Source organism: Bacillus sp. SG20033, assembly GCF_044570195.1.
GTDB classification, from domain to species: domain Bacteria; phylum Bacillota; class Bacilli; order Bacillales; family Bacillaceae; genus Bacillus; species Bacillus subtilis.
In genome coordinates, this window is the sequence record NZ_CP172606.1 from 3,493,318 (window position 1) to 3,513,226 (window position 19,909).

The 19,909-nt window shown below is 45.5% G+C and carries 22 protein-coding genes, 1 other RNA gene and 1 pseudogene; 6 read left to right on the forward strand and 18 right to left on the reverse strand.

The annotated features are described in order from the left end of the window. Window positions 1-80: 80 nt before the first annotated feature. Together copZ and csoR are read right to left on the reverse strand one after the other, a co-directional pair. The gene (gene copZ, locus ACFVP7_RS18445; protein ID WP_003244260.1) at window positions 81-290 is read right to left on the reverse strand and encodes a copper chaperone CopZ; all 210 of its coding nucleotides are present in this window, start codon (window positions 288-290) and stop codon (window positions 81-83) included. A gap of 75 nt (window positions 291-365) precedes the next feature. Then, complete coding sequence (gene csoR / locus ACFVP7_RS18450) at window positions 366-671, reverse strand: copper-sensing transcriptional repressor CsoR (RefSeq protein WP_003228404.1); 306 nt, start codon at window positions 669-671, stop codon at window positions 366-368. 127 nt (window positions 672-798) lie between these two features. On the opposite strand from csoR, the gene iolW reads away from it, so the two are divergent. Beyond that, window positions 799-1,875 (forward strand): scyllo-inositol 2-dehydrogenase, encoded by a 1,077-nt coding sequence (iolW, locus tag ACFVP7_RS18455; protein WP_152425607.1) that lies wholly within the window; start codon window positions 799-801, stop codon window positions 1,873-1,875. 36 nt (window positions 1,876-1,911) lie between these two features. Here iolW and azoRB read toward each other — a convergent pair whose 3' ends face one another. The 11 genes from azoRB to secG form a co-directional block, all read right to left on the reverse strand. Next, window positions 1,912-2,547, reverse strand: coding sequence for an FMN-dependent NADH-azoreductase AzoRB (gene azoRB / locus ACFVP7_RS18460; RefSeq protein ID WP_003243587.1), 636 nt, complete (start codon window positions 2,545-2,547; stop codon window positions 1,912-1,914). A gap of 137 nt (window positions 2,548-2,684) precedes the next feature. Next, window positions 2,685-4,601 (reverse strand): FUSC family protein, encoded by a 1,917-nt coding sequence (locus tag ACFVP7_RS18465; protein ID WP_169037690.1) that lies wholly within the window; start codon window positions 4,599-4,601, stop codon window positions 2,685-2,687. A gap of 165 nt (window positions 4,602-4,766) precedes the next feature. Beyond that, window positions 4,767-5,168 (reverse strand): YvaD family protein, encoded by a 402-nt coding sequence (locus ACFVP7_RS18470; protein ID WP_169037689.1) that lies wholly within the window; start codon window positions 5,166-5,168, stop codon window positions 4,767-4,769. Then, entirely contained in the window at window positions 5,165-5,524 is a 360-nt protein-coding gene (locus tag ACFVP7_RS18475) for a multidrug efflux SMR transporter (RefSeq protein ID WP_003228392.1), read from the reverse strand. Before ACFVP7_RS18475 ends, ACFVP7_RS18470 begins: the two co-directional genes overlap by 4 nt. After that, window positions 5,521-6,093, reverse strand: coding sequence for a TetR/AcrR family transcriptional regulator (locus ACFVP7_RS18480; RefSeq protein WP_169037688.1), 573 nt, complete (start codon window positions 6,091-6,093; stop codon window positions 5,521-5,523). The genes ACFVP7_RS18475 and ACFVP7_RS18480 overlap by 4 nt, the downstream gene beginning before the upstream one ends. Before the next feature lie 110 nt (window positions 6,094-6,203). Further along, the gene (locus tag ACFVP7_RS18485; RefSeq protein WP_003228388.1) at window positions 6,204-6,998 is read right to left on the reverse strand and encodes an SDR family NAD(P)-dependent oxidoreductase; all 795 of its coding nucleotides are present in this window, start codon (window positions 6,996-6,998) and stop codon (window positions 6,204-6,206) included. A gap of 182 nt (window positions 6,999-7,180) precedes the next feature. Then, window positions 7,181-7,543, reverse strand: a transfer-messenger RNA (tmRNA) gene (ssrA, locus tag ACFVP7_RS18490). A 175-nt stretch (window positions 7,544-7,718) separates the two neighbouring features. After that, window positions 7,719-8,189, reverse strand: coding sequence for an SsrA-binding protein (smpB, locus tag ACFVP7_RS18495; RefSeq protein WP_003220025.1), 471 nt, complete (start codon window positions 8,187-8,189; stop codon window positions 7,719-7,721). Between the two features lie 144 nt (window positions 8,190-8,333). Continuing rightward, the gene (gene rnr, locus ACFVP7_RS18500) at window positions 8,334-10,673 is read right to left on the reverse strand and encodes a ribonuclease R (protein ID WP_003228386.1); all 2,340 of its coding nucleotides are present in this window, start codon (window positions 10,671-10,673) and stop codon (window positions 8,334-8,336) included. Window positions 10,674-10,691: 18 nt separating this feature from the next. Further along, window positions 10,692-11,432, reverse strand: a complete 741-nt coding sequence (locus ACFVP7_RS18505; protein ID WP_003242610.1) for a carboxylesterase — start codon at window positions 11,430-11,432, stop codon at window positions 10,692-10,694. A gap of 131 nt (window positions 11,433-11,563) precedes the next feature. Further along, window positions 11,564-11,794, reverse strand: a complete 231-nt coding sequence (gene secG, locus ACFVP7_RS18510) for a preprotein translocase subunit SecG (RefSeq protein ID WP_003220028.1) — start codon at window positions 11,792-11,794, stop codon at window positions 11,564-11,566. A gap of 148 nt (window positions 11,795-11,942) precedes the next feature. Here secG and ACFVP7_RS18515 point away from each other — a divergent pair. Next, window positions 11,943-12,712: pseudogene (locus tag ACFVP7_RS18515) on the forward strand (alpha/beta fold hydrolase). A gap of 39 nt (window positions 12,713-12,751) precedes the next feature. On the opposite strand, the gene ACFVP7_RS18520 reads toward ACFVP7_RS18515, so the two are convergent. Beyond that, on the reverse strand, window positions 12,752-12,985 hold the full coding sequence (locus ACFVP7_RS18520) for a helix-turn-helix transcriptional regulator (RefSeq protein ID WP_003220031.1): 234 nt from the start codon (window positions 12,983-12,985) through the stop codon (window positions 12,752-12,754). A gap of 151 nt (window positions 12,986-13,136) precedes the next feature. On the opposite strand from ACFVP7_RS18520, the gene rghR reads away from it, so the two are divergent. The 4 genes from rghR (at window position 13,137) to ACFVP7_RS18540 (ending at window position 16,239) form a co-directional block, all read left to right on the forward strand. Beyond that, on the forward strand, window positions 13,137-13,544 hold the full coding sequence (gene rghR, locus ACFVP7_RS18525) for a transcriptional repressor RghR (RefSeq protein ID WP_014665397.1): 408 nt from the start codon (window positions 13,137-13,139) through the stop codon (window positions 13,542-13,544). 29 nt (window positions 13,545-13,573) lie between these two features. Next, entirely contained in the window at window positions 13,574-13,993 is a 420-nt protein-coding gene (locus ACFVP7_RS18530; RefSeq protein ID WP_014480905.1) for a helix-turn-helix domain-containing protein, read from the forward strand. Window positions 13,994-14,084: 91 nt separating this feature from the next. Continuing rightward, entirely contained in the window at window positions 14,085-14,411 is a 327-nt protein-coding gene (catR, locus tag ACFVP7_RS18535) for a catDE operon transcriptional regulator CatR (RefSeq protein ID WP_003242888.1), read from the forward strand. A 127-nt stretch (window positions 14,412-14,538) separates the two neighbouring features. Next, window positions 14,539-16,239 (forward strand): methyl-accepting chemotaxis protein, encoded by a 1,701-nt coding sequence (locus tag ACFVP7_RS18540; RefSeq protein ID WP_396582682.1) that lies wholly within the window; start codon window positions 14,539-14,541, stop codon window positions 16,237-16,239. Window positions 16,240-16,279: 40 nt separating this feature from the next. On the opposite strand, the gene opuBD is transcribed toward ACFVP7_RS18540, so the two are convergent. From opuBD to opuBA, 4 genes are read right to left on the reverse strand one after another with little or no spacing between them, the layout of a single operon-like run. After that, the gene (gene opuBD, locus ACFVP7_RS18545) at window positions 16,280-16,960 is read right to left on the reverse strand and encodes a choline ABC transporter permease OpuBD (protein ID WP_338730919.1); all 681 of its coding nucleotides are present in this window, start codon (window positions 16,958-16,960) and stop codon (window positions 16,280-16,282) included. 16 nt (window positions 16,961-16,976) lie between these two features. After that, window positions 16,977-17,897: a choline ABC transporter substrate-binding lipoprotein OpuBC gene (gene opuBC, locus ACFVP7_RS18550; protein ID WP_038429639.1), complete on the reverse strand. Its 921-nt coding sequence runs from the start codon at window positions 17,895-17,897 to the stop codon at window positions 16,977-16,979. 11 nt (window positions 17,898-17,908) lie between these two features. Further along, window positions 17,909-18,562, reverse strand: a complete 654-nt coding sequence (gene opuBB, locus ACFVP7_RS18555) for a choline ABC transporter permease OpuBB (protein ID WP_003228370.1) — start codon at window positions 18,560-18,562, stop codon at window positions 17,909-17,911. Between the two features lie 16 nt (window positions 18,563-18,578). Further along, entirely contained in the window at window positions 18,579-19,724 is a 1,146-nt protein-coding gene (gene opuBA, locus ACFVP7_RS18560; RefSeq protein ID WP_338730923.1) for a choline ABC transporter ATP-binding protein OpuBA, read from the reverse strand. Between the last annotated feature and the right edge of the window lie 185 nt (window positions 19,725-19,909).

The following is a 19,909-nucleotide window of genomic DNA, read 5'->3' on the forward strand; positions in this document are numbered from 1 at the left end:
ACTCACTCCTTTATATACACCTGGGGGGTATATAAAAATGAAAGAAATATCGCGCCTCCCTAAAGGCGCGATACCTTGAATCACTTGGCTACATCATAGCCCTGATCTTCTATCGCATCCGCAATATCTTTGACTGATACTTTGTCAGCATCAAACGAAACATCGACTTTACCCGCTTCCAGATTGACATGAACGGCACTGACGCCGTCCAGTTCTCCTACGCTCGTTTCTACTGCTTTGACGCAGTGCTGACAGGACATTCCTTCAACTTGCAATGTTTTTTGTTCCATATCAAATTCCTCCTGTTTATTCTTTCTATTTTCATCCTACCATACCCCCGTAGGGTATTACAATAAAAAAACGCTTTATGATTTTGTGAACTTTTTAAATACGTCCAAAAGCTCAGAAATGGCCTGTTCCCCGTCTCCGCTTTTGATGGCATCTGCTACACAATGATGGGCATGATCCTCAAGCAAATGAAGCGCCACATTTTTCATTGCCGCCTGAACAGCTGAAATTTGCACAAGAATATCTACACAATATCTGTCGTTTTCCACCATGTTTTGAATGCCTCTGACCTGGCCCTCAATCCGCTTAAGCCGGTTTGTAATCTGATCCTTTTCTTTCGAGCTTTTATGGTTTAATGTTTTATGTTCGTTATGCTTTTCCATGCGTACACCTCTGTTTAATGATATTAATTCCCATTATACTGATTGTCCAAACGGTTGTCTAAGCATGCCGACGCAAAAAATGAATCAGTTCGGTTTTACCATTTGATCAGGAGGGTATATACTTCTGTTGATAACGCTTTTAAAGGGGAGAAGAAAAGTGGATACGATCAAGGTTGGAATATTAGGATACGGATTGTCCGGTTCTGTTTTTCACGGGCCGCTGCTGGATGTTCTGGATGAATATCAAATCAGCAAAATCATGACATCACGGACAGAAGAAGTGAAACGGGACTTTCCAGATGCTGAGGTTGTACATGAGCTTGAGGAAATCACAAATGACCCTGCCATTGAGCTTGTCATTGTCACCACCCCGAGCGGCCTTCATTACGAGCATGCTATGGCATGCATACAGGCCGGAAAACATGTTGTGATGGAAAAACCAATGACAGCAACGGCCGAAGAGGGGGAAACATTAAAAAGGGCTGCCGATGAAAAAGGCGTATTATTAAGCGTATATCATAACCGACGCTGGGATAACGATTTTTTAACGATTAAAAAGCTGATCTCTGAGGGATCCCTTGAAGATATCAATACATATCAAGTTTCCTATGACCGCTACAGACCTGAAGTTCAAGCGCGGTGGCGGGAAAAAGAAGGCATTGCCACTGGTACGCTGTATGATCTCGGCTCCCACATCATAGACCAAACCCTGCATTTGTTTGGGATGCCTAAAGCCGTGACTGCAAACGTGATGGCCCAGCGGGAAAATGCCGAAACGGTTGACTATTTTCATTTAACCCTGGATTATGGCAAGCTTCAAGCCATTCTATACGGAGGATCAATCGTTCCGGCAAACGGACCTCGTTATCAAATCCATGGAAAAGATTCCAGCTTTATCAAATACGGAATTGACGGACAGGAAGACGCACTCAGAGCGGGAAGAAAACCAGAGGATGACAGCTGGGGTGCAGATGATCCGGAGTTTTACGGACAGCTTACAACCATTCGTGGCTCCGACAAAAAAACAGAAACGATTCCATCAGTAAATGGCTCCTACCTTACTTATTACCGTAAAATAGCGGAAAGCATACGAGAAGGTGCTGCGCTGCCAGTCACTGCTGAGGAAGGTATCAATGTCATCCGCATCATTGAAGCCGCGATGAAAAGCAGTAAAGAGAAACGAACCATTATGCTGGAGCAATAAAACAAAAGCCTCCCCAAATAAGGGGAGGCTTTTTCATTAGAATGTTTTTCCTGCTTCTTTCGCACGCGCAATCGCGTCTTCTTTGATTTGCTGTGCTTTATCAGGCTCCGCATTATGTCCCTCTACGAAAATGCCATCGAATGATGGTACGCCGAAGAAGTTCATCATGATGCCGATGTAGCGGTGCCCCATTTCCATCTCAGCCGCAGGGCCTTCTGAATAGTAGCCGCCGCGGGCTTGGATATGAATTGCTTTTTTATCAGTTAACAAGCCGACAGGACCTTGTTCTGTGTATTTGAATGATTTTCCTGCAACAGCAACAGAATCGAGATACGCTTTCATCACTGGCGGGAATGAGAAGTTCCATAAAGGTGTAACAAATACGTACTTATCAGCTGATGCAAATTGATCGCTAAGCTCTCCCAAACGGCCTACTTTCGCTTTTTCGCTTTCAGAAAGCTCTTCAAAGCCTGTACCTGACTGAAGCTTTCCCCATCCGCTGAATACATCTGCGTCAATGTGCGGGATGTTTTCTTTGTACAAATCGATATGTACAACTTCATCATTTGGATTCGCTTCTTTGTAAGATTCGATAAATGCTTTACCTGTTGCCATACTGTACGAAGTTGCTTCGTCATGCGGATGAGCAGTGATATATAATACTTTTGCCATTTTTACCAGCCCTTTCGTTTTTAAAAATCACACATCAATTATTATCATACAGATGCATAATGATTATTCTGTCTCTCTTAGACTTTATTATAGAGACAAAGAAATTTACTTTCAAGTAAAACATCTCGAATTAAAGATTATTTAACTTTCCAAACAGCTTTCTTTTCAAAAGCTGTTCTCAAGCCGGAATACAGCACGGACAGTTCTTTACTGATTCGAGGATAATGAGGGACATGCGGCACTTGAATATCCGCAGGCATCCTTTTCATGTTAAAGGATTGCTCAGCCTGTTCAAAAAACGCCCGCAGCTGGTTGATCTCTTCATCAGAAAACGGAGCAGGCGGACGGCGGTGAGCTTGGGCCGAAAGCAAATAGTACCCTAAGTGCTGAGCACCGGAAATGGCAGGCCAGAGCGCCTCCGCATTCGCATGAGGAAACTCTCCAAGGGCCTTGTCATACGCATCCCGAAGCCTGACAAGACTCACCCTTAACTTGTGTTCGTCGGCATTCTGCCCGGTTAACAGTTTCTCCATAAACTGCCCTTCCAGCCGGATGACGTTCCTCATCAGTTCAGGCAGTCGCTTCGTTGAAAACCGCCGCCACAAAAGCATTGTTCCCAATAGCCCGATCACGCTGCCGACAGCTACATCAGTCAGTCTCGCTATTATAAAATAACCGGCGCCCTCGCCGCCATGCATACTTTCTGTGATAACAAGCGCATTTGCGGTTAAAAAGGGAACAGCCAGCGCATAATTGCGGACGATCAGCATCTCAAGAAGACATTGCAGCGCTGCAATACATAACGCAATATAAACACCGCCCGGCTTAAAAAACAAGATTGCGCCTGCCAGCATAACACCGATCACCGTTCCGGCAGAACGCTGAATAGCCCTGTGAAGCGTAAAAACCACAGTAGTGCCAAGCATGACCGCTGCTGCCGAAAGCGGAATCCAATAGGAACGTGCAAAGCCGAATGCGAGGGCAAACATATCGGCGGCAAACAGAACAATTCCGTACTTTAACGCTCTAATCAAAACCGGAGACTTCCAGTCAAAAGCATTTCTCAAAAAGTAAAAAGAGGATGGCAGGCGGCTCGGTTCCCCGTCAAGCTGCTTATCAAAACGTCCTAAAGCGATATGCAAAACCTCATTGATTTCTTCAAACAGCTTCCGCCTAGGCTCAGATTCGTTCTCATTAATCTGAAACGTACCGGAAACCCGTGCATGCGCAAGCATATCTCCGGTTTGGCGAAGTGCCTTTTCAATCTGCGCGGTCTCTCTGTCCGGCGTTTCAGCTGAAAAATGAATAATGGCAATAAATATGTCGTCAGCTTTCTCAAGGAGGCGAAAAAATCGTTCATCATGCCGCGATTTTTTCCGTCTGTTCCCTTTCCCAAGAACCGTTTGGCGGGCTGTTCTAAGCATGAGCACCGTCTGATGCTGTGCGTTATGAAAACCTGGCGTTCCGACGGCTGAAAGACATGCAGCCAGCTGATGATATGTTTTTTGCAGCACCGCTCCCTCCGGTCCATGTTTGTTCCATAACCAGCCGATTAAAGCGATACCCATGGCGAAAATGCCACCGAGAAACGTCAGTCCCGCTCTGAACAGCGCTTGTGAAGGATCGGCCGGCAGCCCGGAACTGACTAAAAAGGCAAGGACAAAAAACATCGGCGCAGGGCCTTGAATGCCGAGCGCGCTAAAAATAAACATCGCCGCTGCACCGATCAGCCCCAAAACAGCCGCCATCATCCAAAGCATCCCGGACAAAAGCGTCCCCAAACCAAATGAGAGGGCGATCCCAATAGAAACCAAGAACAGCTTCAAGGCGCGCTTTTTGTACGATTCACCGCCAGCATATAAATAAACAAAGCCTCCGATACTTGCAATTAATCCGTAATCCGTGTGACCTGCCAATGCACCGACCAGCACAGGAAACCCTGAAGCGAAACCTGATCCGATAGCCTTTTTCCAAGGAAATGGATTTGCATGAATGCGAAAGGCATCCTTCACGATAGGCATGATTCTTTGATTGTTCGCAGCAGTTTTGTTCATTTGACAAAATCCTTTTCAATGAATGTGTAGAACTTTTCCCGTTTCTTCGCTTTAGTATGCCCAAAAACGCGGTTAGCTTCTCAATTGGTGCGCCCGATAAAAAAACAGAGACTTATACCGCCTCTGCTTCATTACATCAGTTTATTATCATAAAAGCGGCACCTGTCAGGACTGTTTTGTCCTTCTGCCTTCCTTCAAGAGCAGGTGAATAAAAAATAAAGGATAAATCAATAGATACCCATTAAACAGCCACCACACAAGATCAAAGTCACTGCTGAATGTCCAGAATGATAGCGCCTGCAGACCTGAACAACAGGTCAGCACAAGAGAAATCAGCGCCATCAGCTTCCAGTCAGCACGATTCACCCGCTGTAGGTACAAGCTGTACAACCCTGTGACAGAAATCAGGATATCCAGCGGAAAAAAAGACCAGTTCCAAGCGATCATAAACGGATGTTCATGATGTTTAAAAGCCCAGCTTTCCGGTATGAGCGAAAATCCGGCTGACAGCCAGTACAAGATAAAACCGATATCAGTCACGAGAAAAAACAGCTTCATATATCTCATTTGTACTGCCCGCTTTTATGTACCGGCTCAGACACCGCAGCATGCTCGATCAGGTTTAAAGACACAACACCGGCAATAATCAATCCAATTGAAATGACTTTCATGACACTCACATGTTCTTGAAAAAACAAAAAACCAACGACTGTAATGAGGACAATTCCCATCCCTGACCATACAGCATAAGCAACAGATACATCAATGGATTTAAGCGTAAGCGTCAGAAAGAAAAGACTCCCTCCATAAAAGAAAATCAACAGCAAACTGGGAATAAGCTTTGTAAAACCGGACGATAGCTTCATGCTGACCGTCCCCGCAACCTCAAACAAAATCGCCAAGCATAGAAACACCCAATTCACGTGGCATCAGCCTCCTCATCAGCTGTTATACCGTTAAACAAAACATCTACAATTGATTCAAGCACCTCTCCTGTCGTGAACTGATGTTTCAGCGGATATTCAGGGTCATACACTTGGTTGATGCTCCCTATATAGATGTGAACAAACAGGTCCGGATTGATGTTTCTGATTCTCTTTTGCTGTTTGCACTCGTTTAATAATGCTAGGACAATCGCCCATTCTTCCTTAATAAACGTGTCTAATGTAAGCCACGCATCGTAATGGTATTTCTTTAGTTCATTTAATAATCCCATGTTCAGCAGTTCCATCCCCTGCGGAAGGCTGATCAGCATTTGTTTCACCTTTTCGAGCACATTTAAGCTTTCATTTTCATAGATGTCTCTTTCTATTTGCTTCATTTCAGCTATAAATTGTTCGACAACCGCCTCAACAAGCTGATCTTTAGATGAATAATATGCATAGAGCGTCCGCTTGCTCGTTCCCAGCGCTGCCGCCAAATCATTCATCGTAAATGAAAATCCTTTCTGCTTGATCAGCCGGATGGTTTCCGCCATAATTCTTTTTTCCACATTAATCCCCCGCTTTCGGTACCGATAAAACTATTTTGGTACCGATATTATACGAGAGAAATTTATGGAAATCAACAATATATAAAAAAACCTCTCCTATTGGGAGAGGTTTAAAAGACACTGCGGACCAAACCGCCGTCGGCCCGAAGTGCCGCTCCATTGATCGCAGAGGAAAGCGGGCTGCTTAAAAATGTAACGAAGTGGGCGATTTCTTCCGGACGGATCAGTCTTTGAATAATAGATGTCGGCCGGTTTTCTTTCATAAAACGTGCCTCAGCTTCTTGAACAGTCAGGTTTTCACCAGGATACAGCGAGTTCAGCATGGTTTCCACACCCTCTGTTAAGGTAGAGCCCGGCATGACGGTGTTGACTGTGACATTCGTGCCGGTTGCCAGCTCCGCCAAACTGCGGGAAATGGACAGCTGCATCGTTTTTGTCGCACTGTAATGGGCCATTTCCTGTGACGGCATAATCGCCGCTTCACTGGCAATGAAAATCACACGCCCTTCTTTTTTCTCTATCATGTTATGCAAATACCTGCGTGTCAGCCTTACACCGCTCATAATATTCACTTCAAAAAAACGAAACCATTCATCGTCGGGAATATCAAAGTACTCCGCCGGTTCAAAAATCCCTAAATTGTTGACCAAAATATCAACCTCTGGATATGCCTGAAACAGCTCATTGCAGCCTTCTTCAGTTCCCAAATCAAATGCGGCCGGATAAAGAACCGCTTCAGCATGTTGTGTTTTCAGTTCATCTATCGTCTGATTCACTTTCTCTTCCCGGCGTCCGTTAATGATCACTGCCGCACCTTCTTCAGCTAATGAAGAGGCAATAGCTTTTCCGATCCCTGATGTCGAACCGGTCACCAATGCGGTTTTTCCTTGTAAATTCAGCTTCATTATTCATCCCTCCGTTTTTGATTCCTCTTATTTATTGACAGAAATCTGATTGGTGAAACATCTGCTCTGCAATCAGTATGAAACAGCTGGGATTGAAATGGAAGTACGCACTTTTTGGTGCCTGTGGTTTGGAGAAAAAATAAAGCAGAACCTCTTAAGAGGTTCTGCTTTATTGTCAGTATGTATGGAGACGGTGGGAGTCGAACCCACGTCCAGAAACATCGATTACTTAAGCGTCTACGAGCGTAGCCTGCATATTTATGGTTTCACTCATCTTCTTGCCTGCGGGCGGGCCTTCCGAGAGCTAGTCTGTTCATCTCTTCTTACGTTCTCAGACAGGAACGCAAGCGTAGCCTACTTGGATGTGCTCTTCACAGACACATAGGCAATGTCAGGAAGAGCTCGCTGCGCTTATTAGGCAGCTAATGCTACGTTTTGGTTAAAACTGTTAGTTTTGCCAGTTATATTTAAGTGCGTGTTTACGAGATCGCCTCTCGGCTCGCAGCTCAAGCTCGATCCATCCCTGTCGAATCCGTAACGTCCCCTTGGTATAAGGGAAATACGGGAGAAAATATCAAGCTCTCACTCAAACTGGCTATAGTCTTATTATAACATGATCACGGCTCTTTTCAATTGTCAAATCCTTCAAATGAATGGCGTCGTGATCTGATCGTGAACACAGTATAGCACAGGCCTGATTTTCGAATCAAGCACTATGCCTTAGAAGCCTTTTTGACTGTCTCTGAACGCTCTTTCGATTTCCCGCTTCGCGTCCTTGCGCTTCAGATCTTCCCGTTTGTCATAGTTCTTCTTCCCTTTTCCAAGGCCGAGAAGCACTTTGGCAAAGCCGTTTTTTAAATACAGCTTCAGCGGAACGAGAGAATAGCCTTTTTCCTTTGTTAACCCGATCAGCTTATTAATCTCCTTGCGGTGCATTAACAGCTTTCTTGTCCGAAGCGGATCGTGGTTATAGCGGTTTCCCTGCTCATATGGGCTGACGTGCATATTGTGGAGAAACACTTCTCCCCGTTCGATTTTGGCGAAGGAATCCTTAAGGTTTACGCGGCCGGCGCGAATCGATTTGATTTCGGTTCCTTGCAGAACGATGCCTGTTTCATAGGTTTCTTCTATAAAATAATCGTGATTGGCTTTCTTATTTTGAGATAATACTTTTCCTGACCCTTTTGGCATGCTAGAACCTCCTCTCTCTAAGGAAAAACTGTCCACCTTTTGCGATACGCTCTATTTTACCAAATGTCACGTACTGCTACAATGAAAAGCTGTTTCCGAAAGAAAGCAAATAGAGCGCTGCGGCCCTATTTGCTGGTTGAGCTGCTATTTCTTCTTTTTCCGTTTCTGTTTCGGAGCATTCTGGAAGCCGCGTTTTTTCTTTTTCTTCTTCGGCTTAGTGAACCACTCCCCTTTTTCCTCAGACGGAGCTGGAGAAACAGGTGTATTGGTGCTTTGAACACGTTTTCTGGCAGGCTTTCCGCGTTTTCTGCTCCGGCTGCTGTCCAATTCTCTCGGACGCCGCGGAGTGCCCTTCATGCCGACGATTTCAAAGTCGATATTGCGCTCATCTTTATTGACATCGACAACCTTGACTGTGATTTCATCCCCGATGCGGAAGACGTTGCCTGTCCGCTCGCCAATCATTGCGAAATGCTGTTCGTCAAAGCGGTAGTAGTCATCTGTCATAAAGCTGACATGGACGAGTCCTTCAATTGTATTCGGCAGCTCGACGAACATTCCGAAGTTTGTCACAGAGCTGATCATGCCGTCAAACTCTTCACCGATTTTATCAAGCATGTATTCCGCTTTTTTCAGATCATCCGTCTCACGCTCGGCGTCAACTGCACGGCGCTCCATAGATGATGTATGTTCGGCGATATCCGGCAGGCGTTCAGCCCACTTTTCCTGTGTCGCTTCATCGACTTTGCCGTTGATCAAATACGTTCGGATCAGGCGGTGAACGATTAAGTCCGGATAACGGCGGATCGGCGATGTGAAATGCGTATAGAATTCCGTTGACAGACCGAAGTGCCCTAAGCTTTGCGGGTCGTATTTCGCCTGTTTCATCGAACGGAGCATAACAGTAGATATAACCGTTTCCTCTGGTCTGTCACGCACAGCGTCCAGAATGCTTTGCAGCGCGCGCGGATGAATATTCCCCGCCGTTCCTTTCACCACATAGCCAAATGTCGTCACAAATTCTAAAAACTTTTGCAGCTTTTCAGCATTCGGCTCTTCGTGAATCCGGTATATAAACGGGACGTTCATCCAATGGAAATGCTCTGCCACTGTTTCGTTTGCTACAAGCATAAATTCTTCAATCAGCTTCTCGGCGACAGAGCGTTCTCTGATCACAACGTCTTTAACCGCTCCTTCGTCATCAACAAGCACCTTTGCTTCTTTGAAATCAAAGTCAACGGCGCCGCGGTCCATCCGCTTATCGCGAAGAATTTGAGCCAGGCGCTCCATGTCTTTGAACATCGGAACAAGAGGCTCGTATTTTTGCTTCAGCTCTTCATCATCGTCAACAAGAATTTTATTCACATCTGAATATGTCATTCTTTCCGTTGTTTTGATGACACTTTGGAAGATCTCGTGCTCTGTCACCTGTCCCTGACTGTTAATTGTCATTTCACAAGAAAGCGTCAGGCGGTCAACCTTTGGATTTAAGGAGCAGATGCCGTTTGACAATCTGTGCGGAATCATCGGGATGACACGGTCAACCAGATACACACTTGTCCCTCTTTCAAGCGCTTCTTTGTCAATCGGCGAGTTTTCGGTTACGTAATGACTGACATCAGCTATGTGAACGCCAAGCTTGTAGCTTCCATCATCAAGCTTCGTCACGGTAACTGCATCATCCAAATCCTTCGCATCCGCACCATCAATGGTGACAATCACCTGGTCACGGAGATCACGGCGGTCTTTCAGATCTTTTTCATCAATCGTGTCAGGCGTACTTGATGCCTGTTCCATCGCGTCAGCTGGAAATTCTCCCGGCAGGCCGTGCTTATGAATGACCGATAAAATATCAATGCCCGGGTCGTTTTTGTGGCCGAGAATGGTTTCAACCTCACCCTCTGCGTTCATGCGGCCTTCAGGATAGCTCGTCAGCTTGACAACAACCTTATGCCCTTCCGCAGCTCCATTTTTCCCATTTTTCGGAATGAAGATGTCACTCGTGATTTTTTTGTCGTCCGGAATGACAAAGCCGAAGTTTCTCGTTTCTGTATACGTGCCGACAACCCGCTGAATCGCTCTTTCTAAAATCCGTATGACGGTTCCTTCCTGCCTGGAGCCGCTTGACTGTGAATTCAGACGCACCATGACGATATCGCCGTTCATTGCCGTATTTAGCTCATTAGGCGGAATAAACACATCACTTAACGACGTATCCTCAGGCAGCAAAAAAGCGAATCCTTTCGCATGGGCTGAAATCTTTCCTTTTATTAAATTCATCTTCTCCGGAATGCCGTAGCGGTCGCTTCTCGTCCGTACGATAAGCCCTTTTTCTTCCAAAGCGACTAACGCTTTGACGAGCTCTTTAAACTCCTCGGCTTCCGTAATATTTAACATCTCCTCAAGTTCCTGAACGGTCAGAGGTTTGTACGCCTCTTCCTTCATAAACGAGAGAAGCTTTTCCATAAATGCTTCTTTTTCCATTATCCGACCTCCTGTTGATTACCAATCGAGCTTCTCTAAAAATTCATACACATCCTGATGGACGAGGTCACGTTCTTTGTCGAGTGTAATGACATGCCCTGATTCCTCGTACCATTTCAGCTGTTTATCATCAGTTTCCACTTCGTTGTAAATAATATTGGCGCTTTCGGTATTAATCATGTGGTCATGACGGGCCTGCACCACAAATGTCGGTGAATAAATCATATCGACATTATTCCGCACATCAGCAATTAAGTCTTGCAGCGCCTTGAGGGTATTCATCGGCGTTTTTTCGAATTCCTTCATTTCCTCTTCAATTTGCTCCGGGCTTTTCCCCTCAAACTTTTTGTAATTGCGAGCGTATGAAAGAACGCCTTGATACATGACCTCTTCACTCTTAATATGCATCGGTGCGCACATTGGGACAATTCCCTTTATGGGTACAGTGTAACCCAATTTCAGCGAAAAAACCCCGCCAAGCGACAGTCCGCAGGCAGCAATGCTCTCATAGCCTTCAGATTTTAAGTATTCATAGCCATCCATTACGTTTTTCCACCAGTCTTCGGGCCCCGTATGTACAAGTTCTTCAGGCGGGACGCCATGTCCTTCATATTGAGGCGCGTGGCACGTATAGCCGCGTTCATTCAAATATCGTCCCAGCATCCTTACATCCGCTGTATTGCCTGTAAAGCCATGCAGCAAAAGCACCGCTTTGTCTCCGCCTTTAAATGTAAATGGTTTTGGTGTCACAACTTTCATGCTCATGTCTCCCTTTCTATCTGCACGATCATTTTAGTTTTCCACAGTTTAATCAGAAAAAAACGTTTTGAATATCAGCCAGAAACGTGAAAAAGGCCTGACTTCACATCAGACCTTATACAAACATTGCCCTATAGGATATAAGCAAGCGCAATCGTTAACACGAAAAACAAGACTGCCAGCACTACCGTAATGCGGTGCAAAATTAAATCAAGACCTCTTGCTTTTTGTTTCCCGAAGAGCTGCTCCGCTCCGCCTGAAATCGCGCCAGATAATCCGGCGCTTTTACTGGATTGAAGCAAAACGACAATAATAAGTGCAATGCTGACGATAACCAACAAGGTAATCAAAACTGCGTGCATCCCATACACCTCCAGACTCACTGGCTACATTACTTCTATTTTACATGAAAAGGGTTGGCATGTCACGCTGTATCAGACGCCAAAAGGCTGGATAAGACGTTTTATCTTGGTTACCCTATTCATATGAAAAGGTCAAAGGAGAAAAGCGATGCCGCTTATCAGCATAGACAGCAAGAAACATCTTTTTTATGAAGAATATGGACAGGGAATCCCTATCATTTTTATCCACCCGCCGGGCATGGGACGCAAGGTTTTTTATTATCAGCGCCTTCTATCCAAGCATTTCAGGGTGATTTTTCCCGATTTAAGCGGCCACGGTGATAGTGATCACATCGATCAGCCAGCGTCTATTTCCTATTACGCAAACGAGATCGCGCAATTCATGGACGCTTTGCACATTGATAAAGCTGTGTTATTCGGGTATTCTGCCGGAGGCTTAATCGCGCAGCATATCGGCTTTACCCGCCCGGACAAAGTGTCACACCTTATTCTGTCCGGCGCCTACCCAGCTGTTCATAACGTAATCGGCCAGAAGCTGCATAAACTGGGAATGTATCTGCTTGAAAAAACCCCGGTTTGCTCATGAAAATCCTCGCTGGCAGCCACACAAAAGACAGACAGCTTCGCAGCATATTAACAGACCATATGAAAAAAGCAGACCAGGCCCATTGGCATCAGTATTATCTGGATTCGCTTGGCTACAATTGCATTGAACAACTGCCCCGCCTAGACATGCCAATGCTGTTTATGTATGGCGGCCTGCGGGACTGGACCTTTACAAACGCAGGCTATTACCGAAGATCGTGCAGACATGCCGAATTTTTCAGATTGGAATATCAGGGACATCAATTGCCGACAAAACAATGGAAAACGTGCAATGAGCTGGTGACAGGGTTTGTGCTGACACATCATTCATAGGAATAGAAAACGCTTGGCTTCCTTGCGTTTTTTGTTACTTTATTGACTTTTGTCAATAAAATCATAGTAAAAAAGATCCTCAAATTTCAAATTAAAATAGTGAAGCATTTTACCGATCACAAGCTGCCCCGGCCGTCTTTCTCCATTCAGCACGCGGCTCAGTGTGGCGGGTGAGACTCCGATTTCCAGCGCAAGCTGATTAAGGGAATAATCGTTATTAACCATATACTGCAAGACATAATCACGTCTAATCTGTATCTTTTCTACTGGCACTTTCCTCACCTTCCATTCCTGAAAAACTTTTTTCTATACTTTTACATTACGGCTTATGTTAACTTTTGTCAATACATTTCCAGTCTACCTATTCCCTTTAGTCAATAAACATACTAAAATATGAGTAACAGTGAGGGACGGGGTGAGATATATGGAAAGCTTTGGCGAACAATTACGGGCATTGCGTGAAGAGAGAAAGTTAACAGTCAACCAGCTGGCGACTTATTCAGGCGTAAGCGCGGCCGGCATCTCCAGAATCGAAAACGGAAAACGGGGCGTTCCCAAACCTGCCACCATCAAAAAACTGGCAGAGGCCTTAAAAATTCCTTATGAGGGGCTTATGTACAAGGCTGGTTACATCGAAGAAGTGCATGAAGCCAAGGCTCCTTATGAAACGAAGTGCAAGCTGCTCGAAAAAGCGGAGGCCTATGACCTGAAAAACCTTGCGCTTCTTGAGAACGAAAAATGGCAATATCTCAATAAAGAAGATTTGCTCATGCTGGATCATTATTTTTCGTTTATTTCAGACGAAGCCAAAAAACGGTCTGCTGATGACTGACTCTTGATAGAAATGTGAGGCGATAGACCATGTCACCGTTCGGACAGCAATTACGGGAGCTGCGCCGCGCCCGCAAACTGACAGTGAATCAGCTTGCGGTGTACTCAGGCATCAGCTCGGCCACCATTTCAAAAATTGAAAACGGCAAACGCGGGACGCCAAAACCCGCCACGATTAAAAAACTGGCAGCCGTCCTGAAAGTGCCGTACGAAAACCTAATGGCCGCCGCAGGCCATATTCAGGCCTTTCCTGAAGAAATCCGCGAAGCATCTGAAAGCTATCAATCCGTTTATGAAATTTACCAGACGGCTGTCACTCGCGGAGCGGAGCACCTCCCGATTTTCAATAGTCAAAAATGGGAACATCTCTCAAAGCAGGATATTGAAAATCTCAGCAAATACTTCGATTTTTTGTCTTCAGAAGCAAAAAAACGCGCCTCTTCCTCATAATCCCCTGTTTCTCTTTCTATATTTTATCAATCACGCTTGCATACCCTCCCTCGTTATTTGCGTTATAATAGTGACAGACGAGGTGAAAAGTATGAACCAATCAGAAATGTGTCCTAGATTTGAAAAAGCAGTCGACATCTTAAGTAAACGCTGGGTCGCTTTAATCGTATTTCAGCTCTTGAACGGGTCGCAGCGATTTAGCGAAATTGAAGCAGCACTTCCAAATCTAAGCGGCAGAGTTCTGTCAGAACGGCTGAAAGAACTTGAGCTTGAAGGAGTAGTGAAGCGGGATGTCATCCCTGAAACTCCGGTTCGCATCGAATATTCATTGACTGATAAAGGAAAGGCACTAGCACCCATTTTAGGTGAGATTTCTAAATGGGCGACTGAGTGGATTGACCCTTCCTTTCTTGACTAATTGCTAAAACGGTTCTGATCTCAAAGACGAGAAAAGAGCCGTTTTTTATTTTTTTCCAGGTGAAAAAACGATTTCTCAGCCGATATATAGTACATCCACACATTACGTTTTTAAAGGAGACCACTATATGCGACTGACGATTTCCCGCAAATTCAGCCTGGTATTTTTGACACTGATCCTGATCAATTTACTTGTAGGCGGAATAGGCGTTCTTAATATGCAGCATATCATTCAAAAAACAGATGAAATCAACACAAAATGGATTGACGGCATCAAAGGAATCACTTCAATTAATTATGTAACCGAGCACCTGTCTTCTAAAGAAAAGGACTTTCTGATTTATACAGACAAAAGCAAAATGGATACACTTGATCAAGAAATGAATCAAATCATGGAAGACATTAACCAAAAGCTCGATAACTACGAAAAAACGATCTCCACTGATAAAGAGCAGAAACTGTTCGAGCAGCTTCAAACTGAAGTGAATACCTATATGGATATTCATGCGCAAATTATCGAAAGCGGCCGCACGAATGACATGGACAAAGCAAGAGGTTTATTGGTTCAGACTGAGGCCAGCTTTGAGGATATGAAAAAAACAATCACTCAACTTGTTGACTTAAATCAAGAAGGCAGCAACACAGCGGTAAAAGAAACGAAGGCCGTCTATCATAAAGGGCTCATTTACACTGCTTTGCTTGTGGCAGCATCGATCCTCATCAGCATTTTCATCTGGCTTTATATCACGCGAAACATTGTAAAGCCTATCATTCGCATGAAGGAATCTGCCAATCATATTGCCGAAGGCGATCTGTCGAACGATATGGAGCCGCTCAACTCAAAAGACGAGCTGGGTGATCTGAATGAAGCGCTGCAAAAAATGGTAGGGAATCTGAGAGATATTGTCGGATATTCTAAAGACATATCAAGCCGGGTCCTTTCTTCTTCACAGGTGCTTGCTACCGCAACGAATGAAACAAGATCCGGTAGCAAACATATTACCGAGACGATGAACGAAATGGCTGAGGGCTCTGAACAGCAGGCCCAAGACGCCGTGACGATTGCCGAATCGATGAATGAGTTCACTGAAAGCATTGATAAAGCCTATAATCACGGCATCACCATCAGCGATACGTCTCAAAACGTTCTCGAACTCGCGGTAAGCGGAAACGAAAATATGGCTACGTCATTACAGCAAATGAAAACCATCCACCATATTGTTAAAGAGGCCGTGCATAAAGTGAGATCACTGGAACAGCATTCTCAGGATATCAACAAGCTCGTTCAAGTCATCAACGGAATTGCCGAGCAAACGAATTTGCTGTCCCTTAACGCCGCGATTGAAGCTGCCCGCGCAGGAGAAAGCGGCAAAGGCTTCGCCGTTGTGGCAGAGGAGGTCAGAAAGCTGGCTGACGGCGTTTCTGATTCCGTGCAGGATATTACCCGGATTGTAGGCGGGACACAGCAGGAGATCCACACTGTCATTACGTACTTGGAAAGCAGCTTTACAGAAGTCGAAAAAGGAACGGAAAACCTGACAGACACCGGACAGGCTATGCGGCATATCAAGCAATCCGTCACTCATGTTGCAGACAGCATTAAGGAAGTAACGGATGGCCTGAAACAGTTAACAAACCAATCGATTACTATCAATCAATCGATTGAAAATATCGCTTCTGTATCCGAAGAGTCGGCCGCCGGCATTGAAGAAACATTTTCAATAACCGAGCAATCCGCCCATTCGATGGATCAAGTGCTTCAAAATGCTGAAGAGCTTGAGCAGCTGGCGAAGGAGCTTAATGAGAAGATGGGTCAGTTTACGATTTAAATAGAAAAAAGAGGCTGGACTCCAGCCTCTTTTTTCTATTCTATGCAGCTGATTGAACGTGTTTCGCCCCGGTTCTTTTTTTCTTCACCGGACTTAATGCCCGCTCCAGCCAGGCCATGAGCAAATCCGCCCCTACCGCCATCACCGCAGTTGGTATCGCTCCGGCTAGAATAATCGCAGTTCCGTTTGTCGCGTTTGAGCCGCGGACGATCATGTCCCCAAGGCCTCCGGCACCGACAAATGTGCCGATCGCTGTAATTCCAATGGCAATGACGAGAGCCGTGCGAAGGCCCGCCATAATGACAGAAAGTGCGAGCGGGAGCTCAACCATTCTGAGCACTTGGAATTTCGTCATGCCCATTGCTTTTCCCGATTCTAAGTAGGCATGCTCAATACTGATAATGCCTGTGTACGTGTTTCGAATAATCGGCAGCAGGGAATACAGAAATAATGATAGAATCACGGTATTTGCGCCGAGCCCCATAACAAGCATTAAGACGGCCAGCATAGCGAGCGCCGGGATTGTTTGAATAACGTTTGTTACGGCAAACACCCAGGCTGACAAACGGCGAAAATGCGCGATGAGGATTCCGGCCGGAACCCCGACGACAGCGGCAAATAAAACGCCGTAAGCCGACATGAGAAAGTGGCGGCCGAATTCATCCATGACGTAACTGCCATTGTGCGCGTAATACGTCATTAACTGTTCAAGCACGTTCATTGACCTCTTCCCCCTTTCACGATTCGAAGTAGTGATGTTTTTCTAAATATTCCTTGGCAACGACAGACGGTTCTTTGAGATTGCCGTCGACTTCATAGTTAAGTTCCTGCATCGTGGCTGTGTCGATTTTTCCGAGCATTTTCTTGATGATGCCTTCAAGCTCAGGATGTTCTTTGAGCACCTTTTCCGGAACAACCGGAGAACAGTCGTACGGCGGGAAAAATTGTTTATCATCCTTTAGCATTTTGAGACCATAGGACTTGATTCTTCCATCGGTTGAATACGCAAGCACAATGTCCATTTTTCCGCTTTTCACCGCGTCGTACACAAGGCCGATCTGCATCGGATACGTGCCGCCGAATGTCATGCCGTAGGTTTTCGTAAAATCCTGATAGCCGTTTCCTTTGAGCTTCATCCAATAGTTATCAACGCCCAGCTTTAATTGCGGCGCCCATTTTTTAACGTCTGATACGGTCTCTAAATGGTATTGGTCGGCCAGCTCCTTGCTGACTGTAAAGGCATATGTATTATCAAACCCGTAGGAGTCATACCACTTTAAATCATATCTTTTTTTAAACTCCCGCTGAGTAAGCGCCAGCGCTTTGTCCGGATCTTTTTCAGGTTCCATTCTCAGCGTGCCTGTCAGCGCGTCTCCCGTATATCTTGTGGCGGCAATGTCGATTTCCCCGTTCATTAAAGCCTGCTGCTGCACCGCGTTGGAGCCAAGATTTTTAATCGTTGTTGTTTTGAGATCAGTATGGTGTTCGATCAACTGGCCAAGCATACTGGCGATGATTTCTGATTCGCTCATGCTTTGCGCGCCGATTTTAATGGTCTGGTCTGCAGCAGCGCTGAGACCAGGAAGCGAACAGCCGCTCAGCGTCAGCGTTGCCGCAAGTGCTAAACCTATCATTAATTTGAGATATTTTCTTTTCATGAGCCGCCTCCTTATGACAATTCCTTCAATCTCTGCATGCCGGCAGGTGTCAGTTTTCGTTCAGCAACTGCCAGCACATAATCAATCACAATTGCCAATATCGTGACAGGTACCGCGCCCCCGATGATATATTCCGGCTGATATAAATTCAGTCCGATAAAAATGTAATCACCCAATCCGCCGCCTCCGATAAAGGAAGCAAGCGTGGCCCAGCCGATTAAGTAAATCGTCGATGTTCTGATTCCCGCCATGATCACTGGCGCGGCAAGCGGCAGCTCCACCAAGCGGACTTGTTCAGCCGGCGTCATTCCGATGCCTTTGCCAGACTCGAGCAGATTTTTGTTGACGCCGCGAATGCCGGTATACGTGTTGCGAAGAATCGGCAATACGGAATAGAAAAACAAAGCCACAATGGCCGGAACCTTCCCTACACCAAGGAGCGGGATAAAAAAAGCGAGGATGGCCAGACTCGGCAGCGTCTGAATGATATTGACAATGCCGATAATGGTGCCGGCTCCTTTTTTCATTCTGGTAAGCACAACCCCGAGGGGGACGGCAACCAGCACGCCCAGGATCACAGCAATGAGCGATATCGTAATATGCTCGTATGTTTTATAAAGAAGCTCGCCCCCATTGGTTTGCAAAAATTGAACAATATGATGCATGACTTATCGCCCCTCCCTATGACAATGCTGCGAGCTGCTTTTCTTCTCCCCAGAGGGAGTCATACACGATGTCGACCAGACTTGCCCTCGTCACAATTCCGATCAGGCGTCGGTCTTCATCCACAACGGGAACATATTTGACACCCCGTTTTAAAATTTTGCGGACCGTGTCGCGCAGCAGTGTGCCGCCCAGTACTGTGTATATATCTTCATGTAAAACCTCACCTATGAGATTGGCCTTTTTCCGGCATTGATCAATGATTTCAACATCGACATAGCCTTGCAGAACGTGCTTGTCATCGACGACCAGCAATGAATCGACCCGTTCCTGCCTCATCAGCTGAATGGCCTCAGAAAGCGTTTTATCCGCGGTGATCGTTACAGGCTGTGTGTTCATAATTTGGTCAACCCGTTCAACATCCGGGCTGGATGACTGAATCAGCCGCTCCTTGCCGATAAATTCCTCAACAAATTCGTCTGCCGGATTTCTTAAAATGTCATCGGGCGTTCCAACTTGAACGATTTCTCCCGCTTTTAAAATCACAATCCGGTCTGCCAGCTTAATCGCTTCATCCATATCGTGGGTAACAAATACGATGGTTTTATGTAAGGTTTTTTGCAGTTTTTTAAATTCTTCCTGGAGGGAATCCCTCGTAATCGGGTCGAGTGCCCCAAACGGTTCATCCATTAAGATAAGCGGCGGCTCCGCGGCAAGTGCCCGTAATACACCAATTCGCTGCTGCTGCCCCCCGCTTAATTCATGAGGGTAACGGTCTAAATATTCTGGCCCCATATCGACCAATTTTAAAAGCTCACGCGCCCGCTCTTTCCGCTGCTGCTCCGGCCATTTCAGCAGTTTTGGGACGAGTGAGATATTCTGCTGAATGGTCATATGGGGAAACAGGCCGATCTGCTGAATCACATAGCCAATTTTGCGCCTGAGCTCTACAGGATCCTGGTCCATGATGTTTTCGCCGTCAATGAAAATCTTTCCGGCGGAAGGCTCAATTAATCGGTTAATCATTTTCATTGTTGTCGTTTTTCCGCAGCCGCTCGGCCCAATAAAGCAGATAAATTCGCCTTTTGCAATCTTAAGATTTACGTTGTTCACGGCTTTTTTGCCGCCCTTGTATGTTTTCGAGACATTTTCTAATGTCAGCAAACATCGCACCTCCAAAATTAAGTTTATTCAATTTGTTCAGTTTAAATTTAATTTTTCAGACAATTGAATGCTTCCCATTATAGAATAAAGTTTATAAAATAAAAAGTTTACAATTTGTTCATATTATTTATAAAGTATGTGTAAACGCTGATTTACCCGCAGTGACGTGTGTTGATCTCCTTATT